The 12,376-nt window shown below is 61.0% G+C and carries 12 protein-coding genes and 2 pseudogenes; 5 read left to right on the forward strand and 9 right to left on the reverse strand.

The features are described from left to right. Positions 1-25 precede the first annotated feature (25 nt). The 6 genes from NKH63_RS25265 to NKH63_RS25290 all read right to left on the reverse strand — a co-directional run bounded on the left by NKH63_RS25265 (position 26) and on the right by NKH63_RS25290 (position 6,223). Positions 26-742 carry an ABC transporter ATP-binding protein gene (locus NKH63_RS25265; RefSeq protein WP_023723177.1) on the reverse strand — a complete coding sequence of 239 codons (717 nt, stop codon included), beginning with the start codon at positions 740-742 and terminating at the stop codon, positions 26-28. After that, positions 739-1,485 (reverse strand): ABC transporter ATP-binding protein, encoded by a 747-nt coding sequence (locus NKH63_RS25270; RefSeq protein WP_023723178.1) that lies wholly within the window; start codon positions 1,483-1,485, stop codon positions 739-741. Before NKH63_RS25270 ends, NKH63_RS25265 begins: the two co-directional genes overlap by 4 nt. Continuing rightward, positions 1,482-2,468 carry a branched-chain amino acid ABC transporter permease gene (locus NKH63_RS25275; protein WP_352642002.1) on the reverse strand — a complete coding sequence of 329 codons (987 nt, stop codon included), beginning with the start codon at positions 2,466-2,468 and terminating at the stop codon, positions 1,482-1,484. The genes NKH63_RS25270 and NKH63_RS25275 overlap by 4 nt, the downstream gene beginning before the upstream one ends. A gap of 8 nt (positions 2,469-2,476) precedes the next feature. Next, positions 2,477-3,349, reverse strand: coding sequence for a branched-chain amino acid ABC transporter permease (locus tag NKH63_RS25280; RefSeq protein WP_352496556.1), 873 nt, complete (start codon positions 3,347-3,349; stop codon positions 2,477-2,479). Between the two features lie 161 nt (positions 3,350-3,510). Further along, complete coding sequence (locus NKH63_RS25285; RefSeq protein ID WP_352919059.1) at positions 3,511-4,779, reverse strand: amino acid ABC transporter substrate-binding protein; 1,269 nt, start codon at positions 4,777-4,779, stop codon at positions 3,511-3,513. 634 nt (positions 4,780-5,413) lie between these two features. Further along, on the reverse strand, positions 5,414-6,223 hold the full coding sequence (locus tag NKH63_RS25290; protein WP_352919061.1) for a class I SAM-dependent methyltransferase: 810 nt from the start codon (positions 6,221-6,223) through the stop codon (positions 5,414-5,416). 268 nt (positions 6,224-6,491) lie between these two features. Between NKH63_RS25290 and NKH63_RS25295 the strand changes: the two are divergent. Then, a pseudogene (locus NKH63_RS25295) lies at positions 6,492-6,665 on the forward strand (tyrosine-type recombinase/integrase); the annotation flags it as partial. Here the strand turns inward: NKH63_RS25295 and NKH63_RS25300 are convergent. From NKH63_RS25300 to NKH63_RS25310, 3 genes and pseudogenes are all read right to left on the reverse strand, one after another. Beyond that, positions 6,662-7,018, reverse strand: coding sequence for an RES domain-containing protein (locus NKH63_RS25300; protein WP_352859552.1), 357 nt, complete (start codon positions 7,016-7,018; stop codon positions 6,662-6,664). The pseudogene NKH63_RS25295 and the gene NKH63_RS25300 sit on opposite strands and share 4 nt — an antisense overlap. Then, a complete protein-coding gene (locus NKH63_RS25305) occupies positions 6,939-7,295 on the reverse strand; it encodes an RES family NAD+ phosphorylase (protein ID WP_352859553.1) in 357 nt (118 codons plus the stop codon). Before NKH63_RS25305 ends, NKH63_RS25300 begins: the two co-directional genes overlap by 80 nt. After that, a pseudogene (locus NKH63_RS25310) lies at positions 7,292-7,384 on the reverse strand (XRE family transcriptional regulator); the annotation flags it as partial. The gene NKH63_RS25305 and the pseudogene NKH63_RS25310, both read right to left, overlap by 4 nt. 166 nt (positions 7,385-7,550) lie before the next feature. Here NKH63_RS25310 and NKH63_RS25315 point away from each other — a divergent pair. From NKH63_RS25315 to NKH63_RS25330, 4 genes are all read left to right on the forward strand, one after another. Beyond that, positions 7,551-8,597 (forward strand): NAD(P)-dependent alcohol dehydrogenase, encoded by a 1,047-nt coding sequence (locus NKH63_RS25315; RefSeq protein WP_352919063.1) that lies wholly within the window; start codon positions 7,551-7,553, stop codon positions 8,595-8,597. A 337-nt stretch (positions 8,598-8,934) separates the two neighbouring features. After that, positions 8,935-9,846, forward strand: a complete 912-nt coding sequence (locus tag NKH63_RS25320; RefSeq protein WP_352642010.1) for a carbohydrate ABC transporter permease — start codon at positions 8,935-8,937, stop codon at positions 9,844-9,846. After that, positions 9,846-10,745: a carbohydrate ABC transporter permease gene (locus tag NKH63_RS25325; RefSeq protein WP_352642012.1), complete on the forward strand. Its 900-nt coding sequence runs from the start codon at positions 9,846-9,848 to the stop codon at positions 10,743-10,745. Before NKH63_RS25320 ends, NKH63_RS25325 begins: the two co-directional genes overlap by 1 nt. A gap of 47 nt (positions 10,746-10,792) precedes the next feature. Continuing rightward, complete coding sequence (locus NKH63_RS25330; protein WP_352919066.1) at positions 10,793-12,322, forward strand: ABC transporter substrate-binding protein; 1,530 nt, start codon at positions 10,793-10,795, stop codon at positions 12,320-12,322. The last annotated feature ends 54 nt before the right edge of the window (positions 12,323-12,376 follow it).

Below are 12,376 nucleotides of genomic sequence, written 5' to 3' on the forward strand. Positions count from 1 at the left end.
GCGCTGGGGGTGTCGACCGCTTCTCTCACGCCCCCCCCATATAGATTTCCATGATCTGCCGGTCGTCGCGCACGTCACGACGCGTCCCCTCGAAGCGCTTTTCGCCGGCCGCCAGGATGTAAAGCTTGTCCGCAATCGGCATCGCCTCGCGGATGTTCTGCTCCACCATCACAATGCCGATGCCGTGCGCGGTGAGGGTGGTAATGCGTTCGAGCGTCTCGATGACCATGGCCGGCGACAATCCGGCGGAAGGCTCGTCCAGCAGAATGAAGCGCGGTTCCGAAACCAGTGCCCGCGCCAGCGCAAGCATTGCCTGCTCGCCGCCCGAAAGCGAACCGGCCGCGGTACGCCGCCGCCGTGCCAAAGAGGGATATTGCTCGATCAGCGCCTCGATGCGCTGTTCGACTAGCCGCCGGTCCGCGATGGCGTAGCCACCCATGCGCAAATTCTCCATCACTGTCAGGCGCGGAAACACACCGCCGCCCTGCGGCATCAACACCAGCCCCTGGCGCACCACCTCATGGACGGCAAGGTTAGAGAGTGTTGATTCGCCCAGGCGCGCCGTACCGCTCCACACCGGCAGCGCGCCCACAATGGCCTTGAGCAGGGTCGACTTGCCACTGCCGTTCGGCCCGAAGATGCAGGTAATCTTGCCAGCTTCCGCGCTCAGCGAGACGCCATGGACGATCTCCTGCTTGCCGTAGCCGGTAACGATGTTGTCGGCGGTGAGCGTGGTGCTCATTGCGGCCGCCCCAGATAGGTCTGCATAACCTCCGAATTGCGAACGATGTTGTTGAAAGGCCCGGTGGCCACGACACGGCCTGCATCCATGACGATGATGCGGTCGCACACGTTCCGCACCATTTCCATGTCGTGCTCGATGACCAGGACAGTGGTGCCGCGCTCGCGCAGCCGCGCGATGGCCTCCACGATGATCTTGCGGATGTTGGGATGCACGCCCGCTGTCACCTCGTCGAGCAGAATGAGCGAGGCCTGGCGCATCACAACGCGCCCGAACTCCAGCAGTTTCTGCTGGCCGCCCGAAAGATCGGATGCGCGGTTGTCTGCGACATGCTCCAGCTTGAGCAGCGCCAGCGTATCGGCCGCCCGTTCGCGCGCGCCCTGCCAGTGGCCCTCGGCCGCAGCCGCCAGCAGGTTTTCGGTGACGCTCATATTGTCGAACATGGCCGGAATCTGGAAGGTGCGAGCAAGCCCCAGCCGCGCGATCGCGTGAGCCTTTCGGCCGCCGATTTCGTGACCGTCGAAGCGGATCTGGCCACGATCCGGCGTCACCGTGCCCGATATCAGGTTGAACAGAGTCGACTTGCCAGACCCGTTAGGTCCGATCAGGCCGGCGATCTCGCGCCGACCGACGTCCAGGGAGACACCGTTGACGGCCTTGATGCCGCCGAAATGGCAGTGGAGTTCGCGCACGACGAGAATAGGCTCGCCGGTGCCAGCCGTTTTGCCCTCGGCGGCGCTCAACTGGGCCGTCCCGGGCCGCCGCCGACAAGATTGCCGACCGCCTTGTCCAGCACGGCGCCAGACTTGGCCACGCGCCTCGAAAACATGCCGGCGATGCCGTTCGGCAGGAACAGCACCACCAGCACGATGGCCGCGCCCAATATGGCGATATAGAAGGCGGTGTCACCCCAGTACATCCAGATGATGCGGTTTACGACAAAGAGCGCCACACCGCCCAATGCCGGCCCCCACAGGCTGCCCAGCCCGCCCAGCAGCACCATCACCACCATCTGATCGGTGATGTCGCCGCCGAAGACGCTTTTCGGATTGATGAACGTGACCCAGTAGGCGAAGATCGCGCCGAATACCGAGGCGGTGACGGCACTGAGCACGAAGGTCTGCAGCTTGACCAGCGAAGTATTGATACCGATAGCCTCGGCCGCCGGCTCATGATCGCGCAGTGCCTTGACCTTCAGCCCGAAACGCGAGCGCTCGAACAGCGCCCACGTAATGAGATAGGTGAGCGCAGCCGCGCCGAACATGGCGAAGTAGAAGAAGCGCTCGTCAAGAAAGGGCGGCAGCCCAATGCCGCCGATGCCGCCGGTGAAGTCCATCACCGAGGCGAACTGTATGAGCACCTCGGCGAAGGCCCAGGTGGCTATGGCGAAATAGGCGCCGCGCAGGCGCAGCGTCGGCGCGCCGATGATGATGGCAAACAGCGCCGTCACCACGATACCGGCCGGGAGGGTGGCGAAGAAGGGCCAGGCGAGCCTGTCGCCCATCAGCAGCGCCGTAACATAGGCGCCGAGCCCGAAGAAGGCCGAATGGCCGAAATTGATGTAGCCGGCATAGCCGCCGAGCATGTTCCAGGAGCAGGCCAGCCCCGCCCACATCAGCGCGCCGGTGGCAATGCGCAGCCAGTAGTTGTTGACCAGCATCGGCAGCAGCGCCAGCACAACGATTACGGCGATCAGCAGGAGGAGGACGGCCCAGCGTGGCTTCATGTCCCGCCTCACAAGCCGTGCCGCAGGATCCCGCGCGGAGACACGAGAAGGACGAGGAATAGGGTGCCGAAGATCGCCAGCAGCGAATAGCTCGACCCGACATAGGTCGCGACGAAGGCTTCGATGACGCCGAGCAGCAGCGCGGCGACGAGGGCACCGCCGACGGAGCCCAAGCCGGCAAGCACAGCCACGAAAAATGCGAACAGAGTATAGCGCAGGCCGACTTCCGGGTTCACTGAAAAGATTGCACCCATTAGTACGCCGGCCATGGCAGTGATGCCTGCGTAGAGCCCGTAAACAGTGGCGCTGAGGCGGCGGATGTTGACGCCCATCAGTGCGGCGTTCTGCCGGTTTTCAGCCGTCGCTCTGATCGCCAACCCATAGCGGGTGCGGTAGAGGAACAGGAACAGTCCGCCGGCGATGGCGATCGCGAAGACCGCCGCGGCCACGCGGATCAGTGGCACCGTCACGGGCCCGACGGCGAGGCTCTCGCCGCTCAACACGGTCGGCACGCTGTGGGTATTGAAGCCCCACGCGGTCAGCATGCCGCCGCGCAGCAGTGTGAACAGGCCGAAGGTCAACGCCAGCGCCATCAATTCCGGCCGCGCCGTGCGGCTGTTGCGGACATTGTAGAGGATCGGCCCAATCAGATAGCCGATGGCGCCGAACAGCATGAAGGCCACGGGGATCGCCAGGAATCCGTCGACCCCAAGTCCGGCACCCATATAGTAGCCGAGATAGCCGCCCAGCACGACCCAGCCGCCCACCGCGAAATCGATGACATGCAGCACGCCGAAAGCGAGCTGGAAACCGATCGTAAAAGTGGCGATGACGCCGCCGATCAGAAGGCCGTTCAGCAAGGTCTGTAGGAATAGATCCAACGCGGGAACCGTCCGTCAGCCAACGAAAGAGCGGAGTGCCGCGGCAAAGCGGCCGTACACACGATAGCATGGTCCGTCATTTTCCGAGCACGCGCAACCACCGTCATTGCGCCGGGCAAGGGTGATGGCGACGAGGCCGCCCCCACCCTGTCCAGAACCGGCTATTTCCAAGCTGGCAGCGGGTAGGTGAGGTCCGCTGCCGCGGCCTCTTTCGGCCCCACCGCTACGGTCTTGCCACCCTGAATCTGGATCAGCACCGGCACGGGCTGGACGTTGTCGTGGTAGTGGTTGCCTTCCTTCTCGAACTTGATCGGTCCGTAGAAGGTCTGGATGTCGGTCGCGGCTATCGCGTCCTTAAGAGCCACCCTGTCTTCAGGCGTGAGCCCCGGCTTCTTGCCAAGCCGCTTGACGGCATCGCCGAAAACGAGACCGCTGGCCGCGCAGGCCGCTTCGGTATAGTCGGGCTCGTGCCCGGACTTCTTTTGCGCCATCTCGGCAAACTCCTTTGCGGTGCCGAAGAGGTCGTCCTTATATGGAACTGACGGCAGCCACACGGAGACGCCGCAGGTGCCGTCGGCGTCCGCGGCGAGCGCCTGGGCGAAGGCCGGGTCGGTGACGCCATAGTGCATTATCAGCGCCTTGGGCCGGAAGTTCAGCGACTTGGAGGTCTTGACGACATTGATCAGCGGCTCCTCATGGCCGCCGACGGCGAGGATATCGGGATTGAGCGCTGCGATCTTAGAGATGACGGGGGTAAGGTCGCCAGAGGCCGGCACCAATTCGTAGGCGACGACTTCCAATCCGGCCTCCTTGGCCCCGTCGCGAAAACCTTCGCCGGTTTCCTTCGAGAAGGGTTCGTTGACGCCGATCACAGCAATCGTCTTGGCCATGGGATTAGACAGTTTCGCCAGCACGGCCAGCGATTTACCCGCAGTGGTGTCCACAGCCGGGATGATGCCGAAGTTGAATTCCGGCTTGGCCTTCCAGACGTTTGGGGATTCAGCGGAGCCGGAAATCATCGGCACCTGGTACTTCTGGCAGATCGGCTGCACGGCGATAGTCGAACCGCTGGTGTAAGGGCCGAATAGCACGTCGACCTCATTCTGGACGATCAGGCGCTCGGCGGCATCGGCGCCGGTCGCGGGGTTGCTTTGGTCGTCACCGTAGAACATGTCGACCTTGAAGCGCTCGCCGGCGACTTCAACCCCGCCCTTGGCGTTGATGGCCTCCGCCCATAGGTCGTAACCGCGTTTGGTCAGGTTGCCGCCGAGGATGTTCTCGCCCGACAGCGAGGTGATAACGCCGGCCTTGAATGTCGTCACCTGCGCGCGTGCCGCCCGCACAAACGGGCCCAACGGGCCGGCCGCGAAGGCGCCGGCGCTGACGCCGAGGAACCGACGGCGCGAAAAACGTTTGCTGTTCGTGAACATCACTCAACTCCCTTCATCCGGTTATCAGATTGGAGACCGACGATATCTCTTGTTTATACCACTGTATGCCTTTTGTGCGGACAGAGAAGATATGCCCGAGTCAACAGGCAATGCGTAAGGCGGCTTCGGGTCATCAACGCGTAGAGGCACCGCAGGCTGTGGATGCTCAATGCCTCGCCGTGCACCAGCTTCGTCGACGAATGTCTTTTGGGCGCCATTGGCGCCGCGAGCAGTTCCAGACGCGGCTCCTATTCTACACCTAGACAAGTTTGCGAGGCATCAAGGAACGAAGGTCTAGTCATTAAGGCATTTATTTTTCTATTGATTTCTGTGTCTCGCGACGCTCCGTCGCATGGTAGACAAACCACTTTTTGAGAGGCACCAGGCGCGAGATAGCCCTTCGGGTCATGGTCGCGAAGGGGTGGGATTCGCCGATCATGGCCTCGTCGCCAAGATGATACCTTCGGCAGCCTTTTGATTTCTTTAAAACGGTCGCCGCAGTTTCGAGAATGGAGCCCCACGGAACCAAATCTGTCCACTCGCGTCCGGGTTGGCTGGGGAAAGCCGGCCCGGCGCCCGAAGGGGCAGGCCGAAGCGGACAAGCGTGGCAACAATGCTTTCATTCCAAATTGGGTTACTCGGGCCGTTCTGCGACAAAGAGAGTATCGGAGAGAAGCCCAAGCCGGTCGCGATCCCCGGCGGGTATACGATCTGAATTTATTCGGGTGACCGTAAAGCCGGCGTCCTCGATACGCTCCTTGATATCCGGTCCGTAGGCTCGCACGTGATCCGATCCACCAAAGCGCTCGTCGCGCTCGCTCAGTGACATAGATGGTGCCGCTTCGATCGTTTGGCGGTAAATAAGCGGTACCTGGATCCAGACCTGCCCTCGGGGTTTAAGAGATGACCAAAGTTGCCGAAACACATGCCGATCATCAGGTACGTGTTCCATGACATGACTTAAGACAACGATATCGAGATCGCTGGTGCGACGCATGTCCATCAGGTCAATTTTCACGGTATCCGGCCCGTACCGTCCCGGCTCGAAATCGGCTTTGATTAGGTTGCCCGCTTGAGAGAGTCTCTTTGAAAGACCCTTTTCGCTTGGCGCAATCTGGAGAATTTCAAGCTGCCCCGCCGGCAACTTGATAAGCCTATGGTCTAGAGCACAAATCAAAAACCGCTCACGATCCACGGCATGACAAAGCGGGCAGATAAGAGTGTACGCTCCGAAACGGTAAAAAGCCGCTACATCGCGATCGCAGGCGTTGCAGTGATGAGCCTTGCTCGTCGGGAGGAGCGTCAGGGCAAACGCTCTGAGCCAATCTCGGTACGAATGAAGTTTGCGTGTGACCCGCCGCACTGTGATACGATCACCATAGCTGCGAAAAAGAGATAGAAGTCGGCTCTCTCGAACATTGTTCTTCCTTGATGGTTTCAGCATGTCGCCTCTAAGGTTTTTTCACCCAAGGGGACGATAATTAGCGCCAGCTGATATGAAGTCGAGTCTGCGGAGCAGCCCGTGCTCCCGATCGGTCGCTGACGATGGAGGGCGTGGGAGCCAGGCCCTCGCGCTAACGCTGGCACGGCGGCCAGCGGGACACGCGCTGGCGGGCTGCTGGTCCTATTGTCCTATTCGACAACCCAGCCTTTGAAGAGAAAATTCGATCATCGTCATTGCTGCGCCTTGTCCGGGCTTCTCGACAATGGCCCGCATCGTCAAATTCGCCGGCCACTCGCTGCGCGCTGGCCTCGCCTCGTCGGCCGAGGTCGACGAACGCGATGTGCAAAAACAGCTCGGCCATGCCTCCTCGGAGATGACCCGCCGCTATCAGCGCCGCAGACATCGCTTCCGCATCAACCTGACCAGGGCTTCCGGCCTCTAAGGAGGCAAAAACCCCTCCTCTGCCGTTATTCCGCCACTCAGGTTCACGCGAACGCCTTCACCCTGAGCGTCAAGAGACTGGTTTTCTGCCATCGGGCAGCCCCGGAGCCTCCGGGCCTGTTTCATCGCCAGGACAGCTGGTCTTTCGGCAGCTGACCGCTCGGATCGAACACGTTCACTTTGTGCGGAAGATCGCCAGTCCCACAGCACCAAATTGCGGTCTTCCGTCTCCGCGCCCGGACCAAAACTCGGCACCAGAATTCCAGCAATGCCTTCAGGCCGCAGCCGGTCGTAGATGGACCAGGATGCAGGTCGCTCTCCGTTGCCGAGAGCCGTGGCCCAGGCGCTGCCCATGTTCGCAAGCGTGCCAGAAGATTCTCCCCTGCTTGGTTGACAGATCAGTGATGTCCTCGCAGTCCACCTCATAAGAGCACAGCACGCAGGGATCGATGCGATGCGCGAAGCCCTGGTTGGCTTCCTTGACAGTCGTCATGACCGTCAGCGACAAATATAGCGCGGGCACACCTTTGGGATTGAATCGAGCGCCCCTGATCGCCGCTCCATCACCGGAACTCGGCTTGAATGCCCAACGTGGATCATGCGTCCTGTAGCAGGTCCCGACAAGCCTCAAGCAAAGCCACCCAGGGCCATGTGATCGAGGTAGTCGCGAATAGCAGCGGCCTTGCCGTCCTTGATGATCCCGCGCTTATTCGGCAGCGGCATGGTCGGCCTTCAAAGTCCTTGGCCGGGAAGTCGGTACGGAATCAGGCAACACCCGTTTCCGAACTGGATTTTGAAGCCGTGGATAAGCGGCTATGATGAGCGTGCCGAATGCAAGTAAGGTCGAGGAGGCCTCGAACAATCGGCTTTAGAGGAGACTAAGTCGATGACGAACGTGCGTGCCCTTGTCCTTGAACGCCAGCACGAACTCAAGCTGCGTGACATCGATCTGCCACAGACCGTAGGCCCGGGCGAAGTTCGCATCAAGATCCATACGGTAGGCATCTGCGGCTCTGACGTGCACTACTACACGCATGGCCGCATCGGCCCGTTCGTGGTCGAGGCGCCGATGGTCTTGGGTCACGAAGCCGCTGGCACCGTCGTCGAAACAGGCGAAGGCGTCGAGCATCTAAAGGTCGGCGACCGCGTCTGCATGGAGCCGGGTATTCCCGATCCCAATTCGCGAGCGAGCCGGCTCGGTCTCTACAACATTGACCCGGCTGTCAGATTCTGGGCAACGCCGCCGATCCACGGCGTGTTGACACCCTATGTCGTTCACCCCGCCAACTACACGTTCAAACTGCCCGACAACGTCAGCTTCGCCGAAGGCGCCATGGTGGAGCCTTTCGCTGTCGGCATGCAGGCGGCTGCCAAAGCAAAGATCGCGCCGGGCGACACGGCGGTGGTGATTGGCGCAGGGCCGATTGGCACGATGGTGGCGATCGCTGCACTCGCCGGCGGCTGTGCCCGCGCCATTGTTGCAGATCTCGCCCAACCCAAGCTCGACATTGCCGGCGGCTATCAAGGCGTGATCCCGGTCAACGTCCGCGACAAGAACCTGGCGGCGGAGGTAAAGCGCCTGACCGATGGCTGGGGCGCCGACGTCGTATTTGAATGCTCGGGCTCGTCCAAGGCATGGGAGACCCTGCTCGATCTGCCGCGGCCCGGTGGCGTGGTGGTGGTGGTCGGCCTGCCGGTGGCGCCGATCGCATTCGATGTCGCCACCGCCTCGACCAAGGAAGTCCGCATCGAGACTGTGTTCCGATATGCCCACCAATATGAGCGGGCGATCGCCCTGATGGCGTCGGGCCGGGTCGACCTGAAGCCACTCATTTCGGCGACCTTCCCCTTCGAAGACTCCATCACTGCCTTCGACCGCGCAGTCGAAGCCCGGCCGGCGGACGTGAAGCTCCAGATCAGACTGCCGGATTGAGGCGAGTTCCCAAGAAGCCCGGGCGGTCCTCCCGAGCTCCTGGACGCGTTCCGTAGTTTCTTGGGCCGCCAAGTTGGCGGCGGCCCTGGTGCTTTTTATGCTGGTACACAGCATTGCCAGCGGCGTTCTACAAAAAGAACTCCATATCCGGCGATGACGGCGTCCCGTGGGACCGCGAGCAATCCCTTGAGCACTGATGGAACCGACTTGACAAATCGGCGGCCGTCCGACACGTTCTTAACAAAAGGCACAACAAACTTACAAAAGTTCAAGTTGGCACAATCTGGCCGATAGGGAGAAGGCCGATGCATCTCTGTCACCGAACGGAGATTTGCGCGTGAGCACCACAACCCTCACGCGGCCGAGTTCCAGGTGGGCCCTGCCCCGGTTCATGACGGCCGAGCATCCGTTTCCCTGGCTTGCGCCAATCACGGTGATGCTTCTCGTTTTCGGCATCTATCCTCTGGCTTATTCGGTCTGGCTGTCGTTTCACAAACGCAACGTCGTTTCCCGGCAGCTCGACTTTGCCGGGCTCCACCAATGGACGCGCGCATTCTCGGACGCGCGGATGTGGCATTCGCTGGAAACCACGCTGATCTACACCTTCGTCGCGCTTGCCGTTCAGCTTGCGCTCGGCATCCTTATCGCGCTTCTGCTTGACACCGACCGCAAAGGCTACGGGGTGCTGCGGGCACTGATGACACTGCCGCTGGTGGTGCCGCCTGCCGTGACCGGAATGATGTTCCTGCTGATGCAGGACGGCTCTTTCGGCGTCCTGTCGTTCTACCTCTATGCCCTCGATCTGATCTCGCCGGCACAGCCGATCCTGACGCAGCCGGGAACCGCATTGGCGGCGATCCTGCTGGCCGACATATGGCAATGGACGCCGTTCATGGTGCTCATCATCCTGGCAGGGCTCAGGGCACTGCCGAAGGAACCTTTCGAAGCCGCGGCGATCGACGGCGCCAATGGCATCCAGACGTTCTGGCGGCTCACATTGCCGATGCTGCGCAAGGTGATAGCGGTCGCGGTGCTGATCCGCGGCGTCGATCTCTTTCGCATCTACGACTACGTCTACATCATCACCGCCGGCGGGCCAGGCACGGCTACCGAGACGCTTTCATTCTACGCGGGTCGAATCTACTTCACCGGAGACTTCCCCTATGCCGCGACCCTGTCGCTGATCGTGCTCGTCGTCTTGATCGTCGTGTCGAACGTCTTCGTCAGGCTGTTCAAGGTGAGGTTCTGATGGAACCGTCGCGCGCCCAAACGATCGCCCGTGACGTGCTCGCCATCCTGGTGGTGGCGATCTTCATGTTCCCGATCGCGTGGTGGGCTCTGTCGTCTATCAAACCCTATTCGGCGATCTTCGATCGCAGTGGACCGGTTTACACCGGTTTCGCGCCGACGCCGGACAATTACCGCGTGACGTTGCTTGGCGTTTCGCGCGTCGACATCGGCATGGAACAGGGCGGCGAGGCGGCGGGGGTGATCAAGGGCGGCGCCAGCTCCTACGATTCGCGCCAGTCGTTGCTCGACAGCGCCATCATAGCCGTCGGATCGACGGCGCTGACGCTGCTGCTGGCCACTCTGGCCGCCTATTGCCTGTCGCGAATGCAGTTCAGCGGCCAGCAGTCCTTCCTGTTCTGGATTCTCTCGCAGCGCTTCATGCCGCCAATCGCGATCGTCATTCCGATCGTTTTCATGTTCCGGGATCTCGGCTTGCGCGATACCTATACGGGGCTCATCCTCGTTCACAGTTTGATTAACCTGCCGCTGGCGGTTTTGCTTTTGAAGTCGTTCTTCGACGATGTTCCGCGCGAGGTTGATGAGGCGGCGCTGATTGACGGAGCGACGCGCTGGCAGACGTTCCGACGCGTGGTCCTTCCCATGGTCAAGGGCGGCATCGCTGCGACGGCTGTGCTGTGCTTCATCTTTTCGTGGACCGAGTTCCTGCTCTCACTGTTCCTGACAACGTCGATCCGCACTGTGCCGGTGAAGATCTCGACCTTTGTCACCTCGACCGCGACCGAGTGGGGCTACATCACAGCGCTCGGCACGTCCGCGATCATACCCAGCTTCATCTTTATCCTGCTGGTTCAACGGCATCTGGTCCGCGGCCTCACCCTCGGATCCCTGAAGGAGTGAGGCGCAGACGAGAAGAACGACGACAAAAACGCAACGGAGGAACGATCATGAGCTTCAGTGAACACGACAAGAAGACATTCGTCACCGATATCTGCAATGACTTTACGGCGCGCCGAATAACCAAACGCGACTTCATGAGGAAGATGGCGCTCGCTGGTGTCGGCTTTTCCGCCTTCGGATCGGCCATGCTAGGTGGCGGCCGCACCAATCGGGGTATGCTGGGGCTCGGGGTTGAAGAAGCCCGCGCCCAGGACGCCGATATGCTGAAGTGGCTGGCCGATGTCGGCAAGCCATATGCCGGCACCAAAATCCGCTACACTTCAGAAGCGACGCCGCCAACGATCGTGGCCAACCAGCTTGTCGCGGGTGAATTCACCAAGGCAACCGGCATTGAGGTGGAAGTCGAGATCGTGCCGCTGGAGCAGGTTCTCGCCAAGGCTACGCAAGACGTACAGGGCCAGTTGGGCACCTACGACGTCTACTATCTCGACCAGTCCTGGATGGCGACATTTGCACAGGATGTCGTCGATCCTCGCGAGTATTATGACCAGAACAAAGCACTGGCGATGCCCAACTTCGACTGGGACGATTTCTCCAAGCCGCTGGTCGACGGCATTGCCATGTACAACGGCAAACAGTGCGGAATTCCATTCGATATTCCGATCTTCATCCTGATGTACCGCAAGGATCTTTTCGACAAACACAATATCGCGCTGCCGACAGACCTCGACGCCTATCTCAAGGCCGTGCAGGCGCTCACAGAGGCAGAAAAAAGCAACGGCATCTTCGGCACCGCGTGCCAGGCCAAGTCCGGCCATTATTCGCTGGAATGCGACTGGACCTTCGCTCTGTGGGGCCATGGCGGTTCGATCTTCAACAAAGACAAGAAGTTTGTCGGCAATGACGAGCGCGGCGTGGCCGGGCTGCAATTCTATCAGGAGTTGGTCAAGAACTCACCGCCGTCTGCAACGACTTGGACCTGGGACGGTCAGGGGCAGGCGCTGACACAGGGTCAGGCCGCCATGGCAATCACCTGGGGCGAAGATTTCCCCGGCTTCGACGCCAACGATTCCAAGGTCAAAGGCCTGTTCGAGGCCTTGCCGGCGCCCAAGGAGGTTCCTGGCCGTCGCGCCGCCGCCGATTGCGGCTTCAACGAAATCCCGGCCGTCGGCCACCAGGGTGGCTCAACGATTTCGTTGTCGCAATATTCCAAGAACAAGGAAGCGGCATGGCTGTTCATGCAGTGGGTCTGCTCGAAGGATGTGATGGCGCGCGTGTCGACGCTCGGCGGCGGGGCCTCGCCGATGCGCAATTCCTCTTTTACAGATCCTCGGGTCAAGGCGAAGGCCGTTGTCGGGCCCGGAACGACACGCCATTTCGAGGCGATCAAATACACTATCGACAACCAGATGGGATCGGAGCCGGACATGCCGATCTGGGCGGATCTGTCGAACAACGACATCCCGGTTGAACTCGGCAAATTGCTTACGGGCCAAGACTATGGCGGCGACGCCAAGGCATGCCTGGATGCCATTGCCGGCATTGTCGACGGCAAAGTCAAGGATGCCGGTCTTTAGCGGGTAGTCGGTGATTTGGGCGAAGGCGGCTTCGACCGCCCTCGCCCTTTGGCA

This window comes from Mesorhizobium sp. M0960, from assembly GCF_040319055.1.
Taxonomy (GTDB): domain Bacteria; phylum Pseudomonadota; class Alphaproteobacteria; order Rhizobiales; family Rhizobiaceae; genus Mesorhizobium.

Excerpts from the sequence above, each read along its gene's own strand:
- NKH63_RS25265 (WP_023723177.1), bottom strand. The coding sequence starts at position 742 with ATGAGCACCACGCTCACCGCCGACAACATCGTTACCGGCTACGGCAAG.
- NKH63_RS25275 (WP_352642002.1), bottom strand. The coding sequence starts at position 2,468 with ATGAAGCCACGCTGGGCCGTCCTCCTCCTGCTGATCGCCGTAATCGTT.
- NKH63_RS25285 (WP_352919059.1), bottom strand. The coding sequence starts at position 4,779 with ATGTTCACGAACAGCAAACGTTTTTCGCGCCGTCGGTTCCTCGGCGTC.
- NKH63_RS25290 (WP_352919061.1), bottom strand. The coding sequence starts at position 6,223 with ATGCTGAAACCATCAAGGAAGAACAATGTTCGAGAGAGCCGACTTCTA.
- NKH63_RS25300 (WP_352859552.1), bottom strand. The coding sequence starts at position 7,018 with ATGGGCAGCGCCTGGGCCACGGCTCTCGGCAACGGAGAGCGACCTGCA.
- NKH63_RS25315 (WP_352919063.1), top strand. The coding sequence starts at position 7,551 with ATGACGAACGTGCGTGCCCTTGTCCTTGAACGCCAGCACGAACTCAAG.
- NKH63_RS25325 (WP_352642012.1), top strand. The coding sequence starts at position 9,846 with ATGGAACCGTCGCGCGCCCAAACGATCGCCCGTGACGTGCTCGCCATC.
- NKH63_RS25330 (WP_352919066.1), top strand. The coding sequence starts at position 10,793 with ATGAGCTTCAGTGAACACGACAAGAAGACATTCGTCACCGATATCTGC.